This window comes from Coleofasciculus sp. E1-EBD-02 (assembly GCF_040218245.1).
GTDB lineage: Bacteria > Cyanobacteriota > Cyanobacteriia > Cyanobacteriales > Coleofasciculaceae > Coleofasciculus.
This window is the reverse complement of record NZ_JAVJQN010000126.1, coordinates 1-20,154: the sequence shown is the minus strand read 5'-3', so window position 1 is coordinate 20,154 and position 20,154 is coordinate 1. Positions and strand designations below refer to the sequence as shown.

Genomic DNA, 20,154 nt, shown 5'->3' with positions numbered 1-20,154 from the left:
CCTGTTCCCTGTTCCCTGTTCCCTGTTCCCTGTTCCCTGTTCCCTGTTCCCTGTTCCCTGTTCCCTGTTCCCTGTTCCCTGTTCCCTGTTCCCTGTTCCCTGTTCCCTGTTCCCTGTTCCCTGTTCCCTGTTCCCTAATCTAAACCGTTAACTTTAATTGTGTCCACCCACTTATCAGGCACAATAACTAGCAATAACCCGCCCGACTCCCCTAAATCGCTGATAATAGGTTTGACTTACCTTATCTGCTTGAGCCGAAAGCCGATCAATTCCAATCCCATTACGACCGTCTTCTTTCCCCGAACTGTGAATATAATAGCCATCGCCTAAAAAAAGACCCACATGATTGATTTTCTCAGGTGTGCCAAAGAAAACCAGATCACCCGCTTGCGCTTCCGCCAAAGGAATTGATTGAGTAAACGCCTGCTGCTGATAGGAATCTCTAGGTAACCAAATTCCCGACGCCGCAAATGCTGCTTGCATCAATCCTGAACAATCATAATTGCGTCCAACTGTCCCTCCCCAAAGGTAATAATTCAGCTGATCCATGGCTTTCTTCGTAAATGCAATCACCTCTGGGAGTCGTTCTTGGATTTGAGGGCGGGAGAGTGCGATCGCATGATAAGGTTGAGAGGCAATTTCCAGTTGACTGATATCCTCGACTCGTAACCAAGCCTGATATCCATCCTCACATAACTGCACCTCGACAGCCTGATCCCGCACTGTCGATAACAAGGGGTGTAAATGACGTCCAGCCGCCGCTTGAGTGGCTAAACTCGCACAGGCGGGAGAATCATAGAGGTCTAAATTAACACGGCAGATGTACTCACCATGTTTTAATGCAGATAATTCTGGAAGTACCACCATATTGGTAAGCGTTGACATCACTTGTTGAGAGCAGATTATGACATTCTTTCGTAAGGACGACCAACTGGAAAAAATTGGCACAGAGATTCTCGACGCCGTTTGGTTAGAGTTTCCTGGACTCGCCCGCAATCAAATCGCTCTCACCTGGATGGTCTATGATCCCCCGATTCCGGTTAATACAGGGGGGGCGCTTTCGGCTGATGAATTTTGGAAGTATCCCGTCCGAGGCTTTAGTTATCGAGGGGTTGAGCGAATTTATCCAGCCGATTTGGTTGCCCTATTTTATCTGGTCGCCATCCAAGAATGGTTAGAAAGCGCCATGGTTGAATCATCGGATGAACTGGAAAGGGCGATTCGGGCGATGATGGTTGATGCTAGCCATGATGCTTTAAGTTTAGTCGTCGATATCTTGAGTGGAACCACCAGTGGTCCAGAGTTAACCCCTGGTCCCTTTGAAACCTGGAAGCTACAACGTAATATTGTTAATCGTTACTTTCAATCCCTCGGTTGGCAAGACTTAGAGTCGATTAACGTCAATCAAAAAACCTGGAGTGATGGACCTTATGGTCGGGAACGGCTGTTTATGGGAACATTGATGGAAAATCGCAATATGTTAACCACGAATGCTACAGCACGACTCCTCCATAGTATCGTGGGTGGCGTGGCGGTGTCCTCCGTGCGATCGCAGGTGATGATGAGTCTGCTTAAACACAATCTGAAGCCAGCCGATGTCCAAGATGATAATTATCAGATTACTGGATTCTTAGGCGGTGGTCTTCCGCCAGAGGCTCAGTTATGGTCTAAATCGGGCTGTTCATCTCAAGTGCGCCATGATGCGGCTTACATCGAGATCCCATCGATATTACCGTATCTCCTGGTTGTATTCACTGAAAGCAAAACTCATAGTCAAAATCAAGACCTTCTTCCTTTTATTTCTCAAAAGGTCGTCAACGCAATGAGTATATTGACTTAGTGGCTAGGAAACGGCAATCCTAGACAATAATAAGCAAATCGGTTTTGCTGATTTTAATCTTTACATCTTTTGTCGAGGAGTGACCTTGAAACATAATCTTTTACGCTCCGTTACTTACGGCGTTGGTTTAGGGGTAGTCACCATGGGGAACCATCCCTTACCTGTTCACGCTCAAGTCTCCAGTCCAGGCGGCGGATCATTGACTCGCCTAGAATCCATTGCGGCTGAGGTACGCACCGAGGGGACGGCTGAACCCGCCAATGCTTGGGTTAACCGATTGACAGGTGACCCCGCACTGACTCAGGATGCAGTTAATCTCCCGGCTGGGTCTTCATTACCAGAAGTCACACCGATACCCAGTGCTACGGTAGACTCACCGACTCCCTCTGTGTCCTGGAGTAAAGGACTCACCAACAATTCAGCTACCGCTCAGAGTTCGCTGAATCCAACGGTTGCAGACTCTCCAGCCTCATCCCTAAAGCGTATCACTCAAGAGGATGCGATCGCGACTCAATCTGTCCCCGAATCACTGAACTCCTCGGCTGATGCGCTGACCCTACAGCCGACTCAGGACGCAGAAATCGTGTTGAATGAGTCACAGACTTTGGCTCAAACCGATTTGGATATCCGCCGAGGAACTCGCGGCGTTCCCAACTATTTAGGGATTGGTATCAACATTGGTTTAACCGAAGAGGATGATGTCACTGAAGCTGATGCTGACGATGGGGGTGAGACGGCGTTAGGGGATGCTGGGTTTGTTATAAATGGCAAAATTGGTTTGTCTCGTAATATATCCCTGCGACCTGGTGTAATCGTTGGCGATGATGCACTCTTTATGGTTCCCTTGACTTACGACTTTCTTATTCCCCGTGTTGATCCCTTTGAACCCGTCCGCTTCGCCCCGTTTTTAGGCGGAGGTGTTGCTTTGTCAACGGATAGCGATGACAATATCGGATTTTTACTCACTGGGGGTGTGGATGTACCCTTGTCGCGTTCCTTTGTCGCCAACGGGTCAATCAATATTGGTTTTATCGAAGATCAGACCGATATTGGGATTATCCTTGGCGTCGGCTACACCTTTCCTGATTTCTAGTTCCTAGCCAATTTCTATCTGTAGGGGCGACCCGCTGATCTAAACAGGACTTACGCACAAACACCACATATAGTAGGGACACGGCAATGCCGTACCCCTACAGGTAGTGCGTGCCTGTGCCGTAAAGAAAGCGTAAGTCCTAATAAATTAACAACACCATTCCACTCAATTGGTTCGGGTCGCCCGTTCAAACCCGTTTCAATCTCCTTTGGAGATCTAATGTATTTGGAACCCGATTCTCAGAACCCGCTCCCAGAGGACCAGTAAACCCCCACGGTTTAAACGCAAAAGACGGTACGCTATTGAATAACAATAGTTTTGCGATCGCGCCTCCGAACTGACCCCCACTCCTTTGTCTCAAGTCTTTAGTGGGTTGCATCAACGACAAAGGACAAATAGACAAATGACCAATAACAAAGCTTATGGCAGATTCAATTATGGAAAATCGCGACTATACTCTAATCATCGATAAAAGCGGCAGTATGTCAACACCGGATCAACCGGGTGGACAAACCCGTTGGTATACCGCCCAAGAATCAACGCTCGCCCTCGCCCGAAAATGTGAACAGTTTGACCCCGATGGTATCACCGTTTACCTCTTTTCCAGTCGGTTTAAACGCTACGATAACGTTACCTCAGACAAAGTAGGGCAAATCTTCCTCGAAAATGACCCCATGGGGCGGACTGACTTGGCTAGTGTACTTCAGGATGCACTGAATAGCTACTTTCAGCGCAAATCAGCCGGACAAACCAAACCCGAAGGCGAAACCATTTTAGTCATCACAGATGGGGAACCCGATGATCGCAAAGCGGTGATGCGAGTCATTGTGGAAGCATCACGCCATATTGATCGAGATGAAGAATTGGCAATTTCCCTGATTCAAGTGGGTAACGATCCCACAGCCACGCGATTTCTCAAGATTCTCGATGATGAGTTGCAAGGGGCGGGTGCCAAATTTGATATCGTTGACACCGTTACCCTAGATGATATGGCAGATATGACGTTACCTGAAATCTTGCTGAACGCGATTCAGGATTAAACGTTAAGCGGGGTGGGTTTAGTCCAGTTATCGGTTTGAGTAATAGTGTTATACCATCCGTGTCAACTTAAGCTACACCCCTCACCCCCAGCCCCTCTCCATCCCCCCTAGCCCCCCTTTGAAAGCAAGAGGGGCGCAACATTGGTTTTCCCTGTTCCCTGTTCCCCGTTCCCTGTTCCCTTTATAGATGTTTGTTATGCCAGATCGAGACTACACGTTAATTATCGACAAAAGCGGCAGCATGTCCACACCGGATCAACCTGGTGGAAAAACCCGTTGGGAAACGGTTCAGGAATCTACCTTAGCTGTCGCCCGAAAATGCGAACAGCTTGATGCGAATGGTATCACCATTTATCTGTTTTCCAGTCGCTTTAAACGGTATGATAATGTCACCTCGGATAAAGTGACTCAAATCTTTCAAGAAAATGACCCGATGGGGCGTACAGATTTAGCCTCTGTCCTCAAAGACGCCACAGATAACTATTTTCAGCGCAAAGCGGCTGGAGAAGCCAAACCCGATGGGGAAATAATTTTGGTGGTTACTGATGGCGAACCCGACGATCGCAAAGCGGTGATGCGGGTGATTATTGAAGCCTCGCGTCAAATGGATCGGGATGAAGAATTGGGGATTTCGTTGATGCAAGTCGGGAATGATCCCACAGCCATGCGATTTCTCAATATTCTGGATGATGAACTGCAAGAAGCAGGTGCTAAGTTTGATATTGCGGATACTGCAACCCTAGACGATATGGCGGATATGACACTATCCGAAGTCTTGGTGAATGCGATCATCGATTAATCGCTAATCCGCTCATTTGTTTCGACTTCGCTCAACCCAACCTAATACGAATGTCGTTGACTTAAGCTGAGTTCGTAGTAGGCACTTTAGTGCCAGAAGCGCTAAAGCGCTTACTACAAACTCTATTCCTGTCCGATGAAAAAGCAAGCCAATAAATTTAGTCATCTCACCGCTAAAGACAGAGTTTATCTCTCCTTTCCCGGACAGCTTCTCCTCGAACAAAAGCGGCTTCAGGGTAAAATTCTCGACTTTGGTTGTGGTTTGGGTAATGATGTCAAACGTCTGCGGCAAAAAGGCTTTGATATCACCGGATATGACCCTTACTATTTCCCCGAATATCCCACTGTTAAATTTGATACTATCCTCTGCTTTTATGTATTAAATGTTCTCTTTGCTGAAGAACAGGCAACGGTGTTAATGAACGTTTCACATTTGTTGAAACCGGGGGGAAAAGCCTATTATGCGGTGAGGCGAGATCTGAAAAGAGAAGGATTTCGAGAACATTATATTCATAAAAAACCGACGTATCAGTGCGTCGTAAAACTTCCCTTCCAATCCATTCATCTAGACGAGTATTGCGAAATTTACGAATATGTTCATTATAACTATCAACGGCATTCGTCCAATAAATGTATCTTTTGTAACCCGCGCAGAAGTCTGCGAGTTCTGACGGAATCAGCCACGGCTTATGCCATGTTTGATGGGTATCCAGCCAGTAAAGGTCATGTTCTGGTGATTCCTAAACGTCATGTTGCCAATTATTTTGATTTGGACTTTAAAGAACAATCGGCTTGCTGGTTCATGGTTAACAAAGTCCAAGAGTTTTTAACGGAACAATTTCATCCCGATGGGTTTAATGTGGGATTCAATGTGAATCGAGAAGCTGGACAAAAGATGATGCACACGAGTATTCATGTTATCCCGCGTTACCAGGGAGATGTTAGGGGTAAAAAAGGTGGAATCAGATATGCGATTCCTAAACGAAAAATTTAATAATAACGCCGTAGCGGTTAGGATACATCATTTGGTAGAGACGTTGCATGCAACGTCTCTACAACAGTTCATTTGTCCTCATCGATGTGTCTACTGCTATAGCAAAAAGGGGACAGTTAACTCGGATTCAGTATAACTCCCCGGTTTCTTGCAGTGAGTGTAACCGCCAGTAAATCCCTTCATGACGCAACAGTTCATCATGACTACCGATTTCTACAATCTTACCTTGATCGAGTACCACAATTTTATCGGCATCGCGTACCGTACTCAGTCGATGAGCAATAATAATGGTGGTACAGGTTCCCTGAATCGTTCGCATCGCTAACTGAATCGAACGTTCGGATTCGTAGTCCAAACTAGAGGTAGCTTCATCAAAAATCAGGACATCGGGTTCAACTAATAGCGCCCTGGCAATTCCTAATCGTTGTCTTTGTCCGCCTGAGAGTCGCACACCGCGTTCACCAACTATAGTGGAGTAACCTTTAGGTAATTGATCGATCACTTCGTCTACTCTGGCAATACGACAAGCCTCTTGCACTTTCTGGAAGCTAACGTTGGGGTTACCGTAAGTTAGATTATCTAACAACGTTCCGTTAAATACATCAACATCCTGGTGAACGATCGCTAAACGTTGACGATACCCAGTCACATCCAACTGGCGAATATCGAGACCATCAATCAAAATGCTACCTTGATCCGGTTCAAAATAGCGAAATAAGAGTTTAACCAACGTAGATTTCCCCGAACCCGATCGCCCAACTAATGCGATCGTTTGACAGGGTTCAATCCGTAAATTAATATCCTGCAATACGGGACGCTTAGCATCATAACTAAAACTCAAGTGCTGCAACTCAACTTTGCCCGGAAATTGATAGGATTTGGCGTTTTCGCTAGGATCTAAAACGATTCCCGCCGCATCTCTTCCCCCAGGAAGCTGCATAAATTCATGCAAGCGAACCATAGAAGCATAGCGACGGGCAAAGGTTTCCGAAAGATCGTTGATGGGTTCGAGTTCAGCATAGGCAATGCTGGACAGGGTTAAAGTGGTGATAAAATGCCCTAACGAGATATTGCCTTGCACCGTGGCAAACAGAGTTAACCCCAAAATAGAAAAGACACAGATTTGGATTACCGTTCGTTGCCAGGTGGCTAATTTTACATACCCCAAATGGATACGATACAAGACAAATTTGAGTTCTCGGTTGAGACGCTTACGCTGTCGGTTGAGTTCGGTTGCTTCTGTAGCAAAGGCTTTGACGGTTTTGATATTGGTGATAATTTCTGAGGTGCGACTTTCCGTATTTTCTTGATGGTGATCTAATAAACCTTCCTCAATAATCAGTTCCCTGAGATTCTTAAGACTGAATCCCAAGATAAACACAAAGGAAATCAAAAATAATAGGGCAATACGCCACTCAATGAACCAGATCACTACAAAAATACCCAATACCCGTGCCAGTTTGGGAATCAGTTGTCCGGCAATTTCCGGATACGTCCAGGTATGATTAGCTAGACCTTTCGCTAGTCGTCCGGCAATTCGTCCAGGATTATTTTCATCATAAAATTCTAGAGGAAGCGTGAGAATTTTACGGATGGCGTTCTCTGACTGATCGTGACGGGCGCGTAAGGGGATTGCCCAGTGAAACCAGCTACCTAGCCAGGGTTGAATCGGTGCCCTGACGACAGTGACGATAAAAATGATACCCACTAACACAGTCAGAGAGAAGGACTGATTGACGGGATTTTGGGTTAGGGTGGCGACTGTGGTGATTACCGTTTGCATCAGCCTATCCAACGGTTGATCGGATAGGACATTGAGAATCTGCCCGATCGCATAAGGCACCACTAAATCAATTATTTCCAATAGACTGGCAGCCGTTATGCTCAAAATCGAGATGCCCCAGTACGGTCGATAATAGGTGAGAATATCTCGAAATGTTGCCATGATGCTCCTGATCTAGCCGCACTGGTCTCATCAACCCAGCGGAATTCTATTCTCTGGTTGCATAACAATATATTTTTCTATTTATAACGAATAATTAATAAATCCAGCAAAAACTGGATTGGTAATCAAAATTCTCTTGTCCTAATTCCCCATCCCATCAATGATACATCTGTAGCCGGAGAAGGTAGTGACCCAGACGCACCTTACCCGACCAGAGTTCATAGTCAAGTTCCAAGCTTTGGGGTAAGGGGTATCCCTCTAGTTTCAGCATCCGCGTATAGTTTCGCAGTTGCAACGACTGATGCTTCTTCGTCGCCTTTTCATGAAGCCAATAACGACTGATACCATAAACCCCTCGCTCCCAACGATGACGATAACTCAAATTACCATTTGCCTGCATCGTCATAATCATCCGATAGGGGGAAATTTCTAGCCACAAAAGTCGCTGGGGAGTGCGCTTGACGACATCCGTTGGGCTAGTTTGGGGGGGATGTCGGGATTCCCATTCTGGGAGTGGGGGTTCTCTCAAGAGTAAGTGAAAGCGATCGCGTTCTTTTTGATACAGTGTCGCTGCTGTTTCGATGGTGAACCAAATCGGCAGATCAGTGGATACAACCGAAAGACAAACAGGTAAGCGGTGATGTGTGAGCATGGATCTTACAAATGTAAAAGCAGACGGATAGCATACTCGCTCCCGAAAAGAAGCAAGCTACGTCATTTGTCTCCAGAAGACGGAACAGGGAATAGGGAACTCCTCGGACTTCGGCGTGAGCGCGGAGCCCTGAGCCTGTCGAAGTTCAGTCGAACGCTTACCTCGACTTCGCTCGGCAACACGCTCAGTAACACGCTCGGCAACACGCTCGGTAACACGCTCGGTGTGTAACAGGGAACAGGTAAGGTAGAGTTTTGAGTTAACTTCCCCAGCTTCCCCAGCTTCCCCAGCTTCCCCAGCTCCCCTTGTCCCTACTCAATCCCCTTTTCCGCTTTTCTGGCTCGTCTCGCCTGCTTACCAAAGGCGAGAAATCCAAAAATCAGCCAAGCAGCTAGAAGTCCTCCCGTGATCAACAACATGGAAACCAAACCAAATCTAGCAATTAGACTCGGCGCAGCTGCGGTGAACAATCCACCGCCAACAATAGGTTCAAAAAACAACTGTTTGTAGGCAAAACTTTCAAAGGCACCAGAACGATTGTCTGGGTCAACCATTCGCAATAATAAAATACCCGTAGCGGTGACGCCCATGGATTGTCCCAAATCACCCAGCCCCCGTTCAAACCAGTAGGAAGGAATCACGCGAGGGGCGAGATAAAGGAAGGCAAAAATATTCCAAGTTATCCCAGCGACACTCAGCAGCAGAAAGGAACCAAAGTTTTCTCCGAGTACAGTTAGAGAAATAGTGGCTAAGGCGGTAACGACGACAATATCTAAGGCGACTCCAGCAATATTATTCATTAAAGGGCGAATAATTAGCGGATGGAGTCCTAACCGTTCCATCAGCAACTGGACAATAATCCCGCCAACTAGCGCCATGGGAAAGAGGGGGACATACGTCATCATTTCAAATCCGCCTATACCCCATGTCACCGACTCGATCCAGATTAATCCTTGCAGAATCAGCCACCCGATCGCGATCGCTAATCCGACGAAGCCAAAGTGCAGCGACAGCGGATCAACCAACATATTCCGCATCAAGCGCGATCGCGCCCTGCGGATTTGTGGGGTTTCACTGTGGGTGTAATCCTCAAACCATTCCGGTTCAGCTACGTTTTGCTCAACACTTTGCACATAGCCTTGGCGTCTCCCCCAATTCGCCAATATGGTTCCCGTGACAATCCCCGACACAATCCCCACCGTGGCTAATCCGACAGCCAAGTCAGCGCCATCGGGAAACCCCAACTCTTGAAATGTTCCCGCCATACCTGCGGCTGTACCATGTCCCCCTTCAAAGGCAATTTCAATTAAAGCGGCTGCTGTGGGATCGATTCCAAAGACAGGAATCAGAATGAACAAGGTGAGTAAGATCCCCACCACATATTGTCCCCACGCCAAACTTTGACCAAATACAACCTGAGGTGCAGCCTTATTCCAGATGTCTCGGGGATGGGGAATGGATTCACCCAGAAACAAAGCGGCGAAGACGATATTGATAAACACCCCAGGAGACTGTGACCACACCTCCCGAATGGACTCAGGGAAGACACCATTGGCTAGGGGTGAATTTGGATTTGCGATCGCACCCAAAACTTGGGGTCCCAACACCAGCGCCACCACACCCGCGACAATGGATTCGGGGATGTAGAGTTTCTGTATCCAACGGATTTTTTGGTGAATAAACCGCCCCACTAGAATTAGGAGTGCAACCAAGATAAAGGCGAAAAGGGCATCTTTAAGGTTAAGCATGGAAAAACTAAATATGCTGTAATGTTCGATTTTATCTTGGCTTTAAGCAACTCAAGCGTTGTACTTAGGGTGAATGGCATTGAAATAAGCATGAGGAAATCGCCAAAACCTTGGATATGCCGTAGGGTGGGCATTGCCCACCCACCTTAAATCAGTGACATTCTACTTAGGGTTCAGTCAACACTTTTTTTCCTTGCGTATCACCTTGGACGTGCAGAATCAGGCTTATTTTAGCGTTCGTCAGGGAAAGATAGTGGGCGAGAAAATTCCCGACTTGCCTGATCCTAATACACTGCTATATAACAACAAAGCCATATTGATTTATAATTATGTTTTGATATTAACAGATCTCAGATATTCATAACATCAGCGATGGGGTATGGGTATTTAATTGAGTTTGTCAGTGATCGCTAATCTTTGCAAAACTATCGGATCTGATAAAATCGTTCTAAATTTGAGGATTTACAATTAACCAGTTTTTCTGTAATCTTGACCTCTCTGCCTAAAAATGCATAGCCAAAAAGAAACACTTGAATGGGTTAAAACAATTCTTGCTCCCAGAAAACTCAGCCAGATTGAGACCATTGTGTTAGACAGGGCGTTGTCAGGAAAATTATATCGAGAAATTGCTAAAGAAACGGGATATGATTCGGGTTATATTAAAGACATTGGCTCTCACCTTTGGCTGGCACTCTCTCAAAGATTAAACTGTGACATTAACAAGCGAAATCTGGCGTTTATGTTAACGCAGTTTTCTCAAGGAAACACCGAACTCTATCAGCGAAAAACTCAACCAAATACCACAATAGCAGAACTCGACTTTCCCGGTCGTCCTCTTCCCGCTACGTCACCTTTATATATTGAGCGTCCCCCCATAGAAACCTTAGCCATTACCACCCTGAATCAAGCCGGGAGCTTGATGCGTCTGAAAGCACCACAACGGATGGGCAAAACCTCTTTAATTCATCGTCTGTTCGGCATTGCTGATCAGCAGGAAATGCAAACGGTTTTAGTAAATGTCCAACAGGCAGAACCCTCAATGCTCAACGATTTGAAGCAATTTTTGCAATGGATTTGTTGGGCGATTAGCCAACAGTTGAACTTAGCTCCCAAATTTGACGACTATTGGTTTGAGGGGGCTGGGAGTAAAATGAGTTGCACGGTTTATATGCAAGAGTATTGCCTCAATGCAGTTGACACGCCTCTAGTTATTGCCTTTGACAAGGTGCATACTCTGTTTGACTATCCCGACTTAGCCAGTCATTTTTTCTCCATGGTGCGGCATTGGTACGAACAAGCCCGTACCCCAGGAAATTGGCAAAAATTACGGTTAATTATTGCCTATTCCATCGAATTAACCTTAGCAATTCAGCCTCACCAATCCCCTTTTAATGTCGGAATTCCGTTAACCTTGCCCCCTTTAACCCGCCCTCAAATTCACGAATTAGCGCAGCGTTATCAACTTGAGCAAGTCGGGATAGAAACCCGAGATCCTTTAGTTGCTCTAGTCGGGGGTCATCCTTACTTACTTCAATTGGCGTTTTACTGGTTACGTTCCGGCTATTTATCATTAGAAAAACTATTAGCAGAAGCCCCTACAGCTAAAGGGATCTATGGGGAATATTTGGAGCAACTGTGGATGATATTGACACAGGATAAACAGTTAGAGCAAGCCTTTGAACAAGTCTTATCGAGTCCCCAGCCAATTCTCCTCGATGCTGAAACTGCTCATCGTTTAGAAGGACTGAGTTTGGTGCAACTGCAAGGCTTGATGGCAAGTCCCCCCTGTGAACTCTATCGCAACTATTTTTTGACCCATTATTCATTGTAGAGACGTTCCATGGAACGTCTCTACAATGGTGCCGAACGTCCTAATCGATGTATTCCACCGGACATGATAGTTAGGGGCTGCTGAATAAGTTTTGTGGTGAGGGGAGGGAACAGGGAACAGGGAACAGGGAACAATTTCAACCCCCTGATGGGAGAAGATTCTGCTTAAGCATCCTCGAAAAATGCCAGGATTTCTAGCTTATGGGTTTTAAAACCTTGCACCTGATGCACCTTTAATCATCCCCTAACTCTTTATTTGTAATGGTTTCAGGCTTGTGCAGCAAGCCCTAGTTAACCCGGTGGACAAAGTTGTCGCGGCTTATCTGTAACTTGGGAGTTTGTATCAAGATAATCCTTAACCCAATCGCAAGCATAGTCTAACGGTTGCAGGTTTAAAATGTTGGCAATATTCCAAAACACCACCGCCTGATCATCTCCGGCTGAAGCCAACACCTGTCCATCGGGACGAAACACCAGACTGCGAATCCCCGATGTATGACCTTTAAGGGTAGCTAATAATTCCCCATCCATCGTCCAGAGTTTCACCGTTTCATCAATGCTAGCCGTCGCTGCTAACGTGCCATCGGGACTAAACGCCACCCCCCAAACCGCCGCCTGATGTCCCGTTAAGGTGGTGACGAATGTACCGTCTTTGCGCCAAATTTTCGCCGTTTTATCCCCACTCCCAGAGATCAGATAGTCCCCATCGGCACTAAATGCCACTCGCCACACGGCTGAATCATGGTTGAGGGTGTGCAGTAACTTGCCCTCTCGACTCCAGAGTTTTACCGTAGTATCATTCCCAGCGGTGGCAAACTGACTGCCATCGGGACTATAGCGAATATCCCAAATCGGGGCGGAGTGACCTAACCAACCTGTCAGCTTTTTACCCTGGGTATTCCAGCGATAGATATGAGCCGAGGCGGTGGCTGAGACGATTTCCTCGCCACTGGGATGCCAATCAGCCCCCATGACCACCTCATCACGATCCTGAATCGTTTGCAAAATGGTGCCATCTAGCTGGCGAATTTCGATCGTCTGATCCATTCCAGTCGATAACAGTTGGTCTTGGGTTGGATGCAATGATAAATTCCTGACGACTGCCTGTTGAGAATCCAGAGATTTAATCATTAAATCAGAGGTTGAAGTTAACAGTAAATTATCTTGATCCCCAGTCGTGACTAAGCGTTGTCCATCATGGCTGTAAATCGCCTTTAATGCTTTTCCCCCCGCTCCGTGTACAGTTTGATGGAAAGGATGGTGAATCTGCCACAGCAGGACTGTATTATCCGCGCCAGTTGACGCCAGCATCTTGCCATCGGGACTAAAGGCGACGCCCCAAATAGCGGATTGATGCCCTTTGAAGGTGTTGAGTAACGTACCGTGACGAGTCCACAACGACAGGGTTTTGTCGTGGCTACCCGCCACAAAGGTTTGCCCATCTGGATTAAAATCTATATCTCTAATGCCCGCGCTATGATGAGTCAAGGTTTTCAGCAACGTACCATCCTTGCGCCACAGTTTAATCGTTTGATCTTGGCTAGCTGTCACCAATTGTTCTCCATCAGGACTAAAGGCAACCGCATTAATTTCCGCCTGATGAGCCTTGATGATCTGTTGTCGCTGTTCATCCCGATGGAAAAGGGTTATGGTACCGTCATTTCCGCCGATAGCAATTAGATTCCCCTGGGGATTATACCTCACCGATAATCCCCCCGATGGCGTGATCTTAAAGTGATCGATAGGAGTCCCATCAATTTGCCAAAATTCCATGATACTGGGACGTCCAACCGCCACCAAAGTTTGTCCATCGGGACTAAATGCTAAATCCCAAATCCCATTTAAATCGCTTTTAATCGTGCGTTTTAATGTGCCAGAGGGAGTCCAAAGGTGAATCTTGCCATCATCAGCCCCCGTCGCCAGAAATTGACCATCCGGGGTAAATTTGACCACTCGAATTGTCGCCTCATGTGCCTTAAATGTCGAGAGTAGCTTGCCGTCTCGATTCCACAATTTAACCCTTGTATCGACTCCCGCTGTGGCAATGGTTTGTCCATCGGGACTAATATCAACGGTGAGAACGGCTGCTTCATGTCCATCCAAACGGTTGCGCTGATGAATATTTAACACCACTCGTTCTAAAATTGCATCGGCTTGAGATTGTACGGCGGGATTCACCCGTTGCCAGCCCTTGAGTTGCTGTTGACCGCGAATGGCTTCTAATAAGGCTTCAAAGGGTTGATCTGAGGCAAATAAGGCTTCAGCGGTTTGTACAATAGCTTCGGCTTCCCGCACCGATGCCCGACGATATTGATACCAAGCAAAAATTCCTAATCCAGCCGCAATCACTAAGGCACTGCTGACCCCTGCTAATAATAGGCGCTGTCGCCTTAAACTGCGTTGCTGTTCTTGGTTGCGCTGATGTTCAATGGCTAGACGGGCTTCTACTTCCTGGAGGCGGGCGGCTTCAGCTTTGGCAAGGCTTTCTTGGCGTTCTAAGGCTTGACTGGCGGATAGAAAACGGTAGTCTAAATCGCTAAGGCTTTGATTTTTTCCCCAGATTAACATCTCTTGTAAGGCTTTTCCCCGTAATAACCAAGACTCATCGCTACAATTTGAGGCAACCCAGCCATTTAAAGCTTGGGAATAGGGACGTAATTGATTGAATTGATTTTGAATCCACTCCTGATTAAAGATGGTTTGGTAAATCGGGTTTTTGACCTGTAATTTTCCGTTTCGTTTCGCCACTAATCCCGATAGTCGTAATTCCGTTTGTTCGGGACTGTCATCACTAATAATGCCGTCTTTGTCTAAAATCTGTTGATATAAGCCTAATAATCGTCCGGCGCGTTGTTCGTCATAGAGTAGACGATTGCGAATGGTGCGGAGATGTTCAGGATTGTCTTGGGATTCCCAATGGTCAATAATCTGGGTTTTGACAATTTCTGCAATCCATTGGTCTTCTGTACCCGAAGGAAGACTCAGATTGGATGCGGTTGCCATTGTACTCAACTCAACCACCCGTTGACAGAGTTTTTGAGTTAATAACGGTTGACCGCCACTCCAATGGAGAATTGCTTTGAGAATTCCTTTTGGATTGGGTAGATAATCCGGGAAATATCGCAGCAGGGGATAGGCTTCTTCTAAGTGAAAATCATTTAAATCAATTGCCTGACCAATATTAAACGGGGTGCGAGTGCGATCGCGAATTAAATCCGATGGGGTAGCCACGCCAAATAATGCCCAGGTTAATCGTTGATAGGTGGCTTGATTCTGGCGTAATTCGTTACAATACCGAATAAAGCCAAAGAAATCATTGACCGGAAAGGATAAGCTGAGAATTGTATCAATTTCATCGACAAAGATAAAGAGTCGGGTTTGGGGGAGTTGGGTAAGGATCTCATCCATTAACACCCCCAATTGTTGCACCATCGGCAAAGTTTCCCAGTCTTGCCAGCGTTGTTTGAGAGGAATTTTCCCCAATAGCTGAAGTTTGCTGACAATTGCCAACATAATGCCCCGATACCACTGCTGATGACTCACCTGTTCACTGCCCAGTTGAGTCATATCTAGATAGACACAGCGATAGCCTTGTTCGTGTAACTGTTGCTGGATTCTGACTCGGAGGCTAGATTTGCCCATTTGTCGGGCATTGAAGACATAGCAGAATTCTCCCTGGAATAGGGCATCATAGAGAAGGCGATCGGCTTGACGGGAAATATAGGTGGCGTTATCTACAGTGAGACTTCCTCCTACCTGATAGGGATGATGGCTCATATTCCTGGATTGAGATATGAACTAATTTTAACGTTCTATGGAGGTTTAGGGGAGCTACCTGTAGGGGCACGATAATATCGTGCCCCTACCATAAATGGCGTGTGTCCTTAAGTCCTAAATTTATCTTTTTGATGAACCGCCAGAACCGACCCGAATGACGTAGCTTGCTTCTGACGAAAGCGAGTTTTTCACCGTTCAGGTTAATTATGTCCACCTACTTATTAATTTTTATGCTTTTTAGGTTTATTCCCTTGTCGCCAGCCAAATTGACTCTCCCTCAAGATTTTATAATAACTTTCCTTGGATTTAAAAACAACATCATAGTCATCTTTCAAATGCCTCTTTAATGCCGAAAGTTTACGGTGTTCTGGGTGATTAATCCAATGAACTATTTCGGCTTGTTGTGTAGGCATTAGATAACCCTTTGAACCCTTGTATTTGAGTTTAATTCCGTCGATTCCTCTTGCAGTGTATTGTCTTTGAACTTTTGCAATAAAACTAATAGAGACGCCTAGCTTATTGGCTATTTCTTGGTAGTTGAGTCCTAATAGTCTCAGTTTCACGGCTTCAGCTCTTTTGCATTCTCTCACATCTTGACTTTTAAAAATAAAGTCGTTCAATTCATTTATTTTTTCTGCTTTAGTAACGTTACTCGTATATTGAAGTGTCCGTTTGTGTTTTTCTGGACTACAAAATTTCATCTCCATGACAAATTGCAAAGCTCGGTAAAATTGCTCGATGGTATTTATTAATCCCTTTGTTCGGTTAACTTTAATGTATACCCACATTTATGGGTTTCTGTCCCAAGAGAAACCGGAAGATACTTTAACCTTGATTCAAAGGGAATTAAACTGTGTTCAAACAGGTTGACATAGACCCCATTCGACTACTTCATCCGAACGGGGTATTCAAGACAAGGAAAGAAATTGGAAGTGATAAATATAATGTAATAGTTAGTTACCCTTTCAGTATCCAGACAACGATCAGTCTAATTCCTGGTGTCGCCTGTATACTCAGCCTAAATTTTAAGGCTGATAATTCTAATCCGCTATACTTCTATATATATCATTTTTCTGGCAATGAAAAGGTCAGAAAAGTAAGGTGTTTATTTCAATGAAGGTCAGAAACGTCATATTTTTCAGTTATTATTGTTGTCTTGACAACTCGAAAGACTTGCTATAAGCTAAATAGAATAAGCTACACTTATCACTTCCATAGTTATCATAGTCATTCTCGTCGCAAGTCCATATTGTTGGGTATTCAGAAAAGCAAAATACCATCAAATGCAATAAACAGTTGGCTGCAAATACTCAGAATAGGTTCATGACCATCAATGCAACTCGCCAATATTTTCCTAGACAGGCAACAATTTTGCTGATTGACGATAGGGTCGAAAATCTGAAACCGATTTCAGACTGTTTACGAAATACTGGCTATGAAGTGCGAATCGCTAAGAGTGGTATCAAAGGCTTGAAACTCCTAGAACAGTTGACTCCAGACTTGATCGTACTGGATGTGATGATGCCAGAAATGGATGGATTTGAAACTTGCCGCCATCTCAAAACCTGGGAAAAAACCAAAGATATCCCGGTCATTTTTATGACAGCAGCAACAGATACATCGAATTCTGAGGCGAAAGTCAAAGGCTTGTCGTTAGGGGCGGTTGATTACATCACCAAACCCATGCAAGTCGATGAGGTGTTAGCCCGGATTAAAACTCACCTGCATCTCCGTTTCTTAACCCTGCAACTGCAACAACAAAATATCCAACTGCAACAAGAAATTTGCGATCGCAAACAAGCAGAAGTAGAGTTAGCGGTACAAACGCGACGGTTAGCCTTACGTTCCGATATCGGATTAGCCTTAAGTCAGGAAACTGAATTATCGGCGATGCTATTTCGCTGTACTCAAGCGTTAGTGGACCATTTAGATGTCGCATTTGCCCAAATTTGGACGCTAAACTCCCAGGACAATATCCTGGAATTGCAAGCTTCAGCAGGATTATACACCCATACTGACGGGACTCACGCTCAAGTCTTAGTGGGTGATTCAATCATTGGGCACATTGCCAGTCAACGTCAACCTTACCTGAGTAATGATATCGCTAATGATCCAAACATCAGTGATCCCGAATGGGCAAGATGGGAAGGAATAGTATCCTTTGCAGGTTATCCCTTGATTGTGGAAGCTGATCTGGTGGGAGTGATGGCACTATGTTCCCGTCATCCTTTCCATCAAACCACCCTGGATACCTTAGCCTCTATTACCCATGAAATCGCGGTGGGAATTGAACGCCAGCAACTTGCTCAAGCCCTGCAAGACTCCCAGCGCTGGTTAAAGGCAATTAATGAGGCGAATCCAAATATTATCTATATTCATGATTGGGTAGAAAGACGCAATGTCTATACCAACCGAGAAATCCATACAATTTTAGGCTATACCCCCGCAGAAATTCAAGACATGGGGAACCAGGTTCTCTCGATACTGATGCACCCGGATGATTTCGACATCGTTTGGGATCATCAACACCGGATCAAATATGCCCAGATTGGTGATGTCTTTGAGTTAGAGTATCGGATGCGCCACAAAAATGGGGAATGGCGTTGGCTATTTGCCCAAGAAACAGTGTTTAAACAGAATGCAGACGGGACAACGCGACAAACCCTAGGTGCAGCAATTGATATTAGCGATCGCAAACAAATCGAACTCGCGCTACGACAATCAGAAACCCGAGAACGCCAAAAATCCCAGGCGCTACAAGAAGCCCTAAAACAATTAAAACGCACCCAAGCCCAACTGATCCAAACCGAGAAAATGTCGAGTTTAGGACGAATCGTTGGAGGAATCGCCCATGAAATTAACAACCCTGCTAACTTTATCTATGGCAATATTAGCTATGCCCGCACCTATTTCCAAGACCTATTAAAACTGGTGCAACTGTACCAAAATACCTATCCTGAACCCACAGCAGAAATTCACCAACTGAGTGAGGAGATTGATTTAGAGTTTCTGGTTGAGGATTGGGATAAACTGATTCAGTCTATGCAAATTGGCATTGAACGCATTGAGAAAATTGTGCGCTCCCTTAAAAGCTTTTCCAAATTAGATGAAGCCCAGTTAAAACCCGTTGATATTTATGAATGTATTGACAATACCCTATTTATCTTACAGTCTAGACTTAGAGCTGAGGGCAATCGCCCAGAAATCAAAGTGATTAAGCACTATGGTCAACTTCGGCAAGTGACTTGTTATGCCAGTCTGCTAAATCAGGTCTTTTTCAATATCCTCGATAATGCAATTGAAGCCTTAGACTATCAATCAGCAACGCGGTCAATTACCATCACAACTGAACTCTCTACTCCTAACTCTACACTGCCTCCATCTATCATCATTCGGATTAAAGATAACGGAATTGGTATGAGTGACAAGGTACGTCAGCATATCTTTGAGCCTTTTTTCACCACAAAACCTGTGGGTAGAGGCACGGGTTTAGGATTAGCTGTAAGTCATCAGATTGTCGTTGAAAAACACAAAGGCGAAATTCGTTGTATTTCTGCTTTAGGTCAAGGCAGTGAATTTATAATTAAAATTCCTATAATATTAGGGGCTTCCGTAGTTAGTGTGCTAAATTATTAGTTGTATTTGCCAGAACATTGGACAGCAATAGCTTTAACAATTTTTACCCGGATTTCAATTCGTTTTGAGGCGATTAAAAGCTACAGTCCTTGTTTGGTAAGCTTTCTGATTCATTGAAACTGATAGTTTAGCACACTAAGTCCGGAAGACCCTATTTTGGCATATTTTTACCCCTTTTTTTCTTTCCCCCTTGTCTTCTTTCCTTCCTTGTCCCCCAAGTCTAGTCTCCACCCTAAAATAAAAAACCTACACCTGTCAGGGTGGGAGAAGGGCTAGGGGATGAGGGTGATTCTCTCCAGGTATTTCCTTCAGGTTAAAATCGCCCCACCCATTAACTTAGAATATCGATAGTCTAACTCTTCCTTCATCAACGGCAAACTCTCCAACGCCTTATCCTCCAGCACAATCTTCTCCGCCGCATCTCTTGCCAAATTCAACACCTCTTGGTCTTCCACCAAACTGGCTAAAGCAAAATCCGCCAATCCTGACTGACGCCGCCCTAATACCTCCCCAGGACCGCGAAACCGCATATCCATTTCCGAGATAAAAAAGCCATCCTGGGACTGTTCCAACACCCCCAAACGCTGACGCGCTGTATCGGTTTTCGACCCACTCATTAATAAACAATAGGATTGATGGGAACCGCGTCCCACCCGCCCTCGTAATTGGTGCAACTGCGACAAGCCAAACCGTTCCGCATTTTCAATCATCATCACCGTCGCATTGGGGACATCTACCCCTACCTCAATTACTGTGGTGGAGACAATAATTTGCGTCTGATTATCCCGAAACGCATTTAGC

Annotated in this window: 14 protein-coding genes; 7 read left to right on the top strand and 7 right to left on the bottom strand. The window is 45.4% G+C overall.

Annotation, left to right across the window (positions count from 1 at the left end):
* Nucleotides 1-174 precede the first annotated feature (174 nt).
* Entirely contained in the window at nt 175-867 is a 693-nt protein-coding gene (locus RIC07_RS20835; protein ID WP_446396190.1) for a C40 family peptidase, read from the bottom strand.
* 37 nt (nt 868-904) lie between these two features.
* Between RIC07_RS20835 and RIC07_RS20830 the strand changes: the two genes are divergently transcribed.
* From RIC07_RS20830 to RIC07_RS20810, 5 genes are all read left to right on the top strand, one after another.
* The gene (locus RIC07_RS20830) at nt 905-1,840 is read left to right on the top strand and encodes a serine hydrolase (protein ID WP_446396189.1); all 936 of its coding nucleotides are present in this window, start codon (nt 905-907) and stop codon (nt 1,838-1,840) included.
* Between the two features lie 85 nt (nt 1,841-1,925).
* The gene (locus RIC07_RS20825) at nt 1,926-2,933 is read left to right on the top strand and encodes a hypothetical protein (RefSeq protein ID WP_446396188.1); all 1,008 of its coding nucleotides are present in this window, start codon (nt 1,926-1,928) and stop codon (nt 2,931-2,933) included.
* A 422-nt stretch (nt 2,934-3,355) separates the two neighbouring features.
* Nucleotides 3,356-3,973, top strand: coding sequence for a vWA domain-containing protein (locus RIC07_RS20820; protein WP_446351687.1), 618 nt, complete (start codon nt 3,356-3,358; stop codon nt 3,971-3,973).
* 196 nt (nt 3,974-4,169) lie between these two features.
* On the top strand, nt 4,170-4,772 hold the full coding sequence (locus RIC07_RS20815) for a vWA domain-containing protein (protein WP_446374482.1): 603 nt from the start codon (nt 4,170-4,172) through the stop codon (nt 4,770-4,772).
* Nucleotides 4,773-4,907: 135 nt separating this feature from the next.
* The gene (locus tag RIC07_RS20810; protein ID WP_446396187.1) at nt 4,908-5,765 is read left to right on the top strand and encodes a bifunctional class I SAM-dependent methyltransferase/HIT family protein; all 858 of its coding nucleotides are present in this window, start codon (nt 4,908-4,910) and stop codon (nt 5,763-5,765) included.
* Nucleotides 5,766-5,892: 127 nt separating this feature from the next.
* On the opposite strand, the gene RIC07_RS20805 is transcribed toward RIC07_RS20810, so the two are convergent.
* The 3 genes from RIC07_RS20805 to RIC07_RS20795 form a co-directional block, all read right to left on the bottom strand.
* Nucleotides 5,893-7,710, bottom strand: coding sequence for an ABC transporter ATP-binding protein (locus RIC07_RS20805; RefSeq protein ID WP_446396186.1), 1,818 nt, complete (start codon nt 7,708-7,710; stop codon nt 5,893-5,895).
* Between the two features lie 157 nt (nt 7,711-7,867).
* The gene (locus RIC07_RS20800; RefSeq protein ID WP_006102841.1) at nt 7,868-8,362 is read right to left on the bottom strand and encodes a hypothetical protein; all 495 of its coding nucleotides are present in this window, start codon (nt 8,360-8,362) and stop codon (nt 7,868-7,870) included.
* A 311-nt stretch (nt 8,363-8,673) separates the two neighbouring features.
* Nucleotides 8,674-10,110, bottom strand: coding sequence for a sodium/glutamate symporter (locus tag RIC07_RS20795; RefSeq protein ID WP_446396185.1), 1,437 nt, complete (start codon nt 10,108-10,110; stop codon nt 8,674-8,676).
* Between the two features lie 508 nt (nt 10,111-10,618).
* On the opposite strand from RIC07_RS20795, the gene RIC07_RS20790 reads away from it, so the two are divergent.
* Complete coding sequence (locus RIC07_RS20790) at nt 10,619-11,941, top strand: AAA-like domain-containing protein (RefSeq protein ID WP_446396184.1); 1,323 nt, start codon at nt 10,619-10,621, stop codon at nt 11,939-11,941.
* Between the two features lie 290 nt (nt 11,942-12,231).
* On the opposite strand, the gene RIC07_RS20785 is transcribed toward RIC07_RS20790, so the two are convergent.
* Together RIC07_RS20785 and RIC07_RS20780 are read right to left on the bottom strand one after the other, a co-directional pair.
* Nucleotides 12,232-15,717: a WD40 domain-containing protein gene (locus RIC07_RS20785; RefSeq protein ID WP_446396183.1), complete on the bottom strand. Its 3,486-nt coding sequence runs from the start codon at nt 15,715-15,717 to the stop codon at nt 12,232-12,234.
* Between the two features lie 221 nt (nt 15,718-15,938).
* Nucleotides 15,939-16,505: a helix-turn-helix domain-containing protein gene (locus RIC07_RS20780; protein WP_446396182.1), complete on the bottom strand. Its 567-nt coding sequence runs from the start codon at nt 16,503-16,505 to the stop codon at nt 15,939-15,941.
* Between the two features lie 535 nt (nt 16,506-17,040).
* On the opposite strand from RIC07_RS20780, the gene RIC07_RS20775 reads away from it, so the two are divergent.
* On the top strand, nt 17,041-19,353 hold the full coding sequence (locus RIC07_RS20775; RefSeq protein ID WP_446396181.1) for a response regulator: 2,313 nt from the start codon (nt 17,041-17,043) through the stop codon (nt 19,351-19,353).
* Nucleotides 19,354-19,661: 308 nt separating this feature from the next.
* Here the strand turns inward: RIC07_RS20775 and RIC07_RS20770 are convergent.
* Nucleotides 19,662-20,154 (bottom strand): helicase-related protein (locus RIC07_RS20770; protein WP_446396180.1); only part of this gene is annotated, 493 nt, incomplete at its 5' end.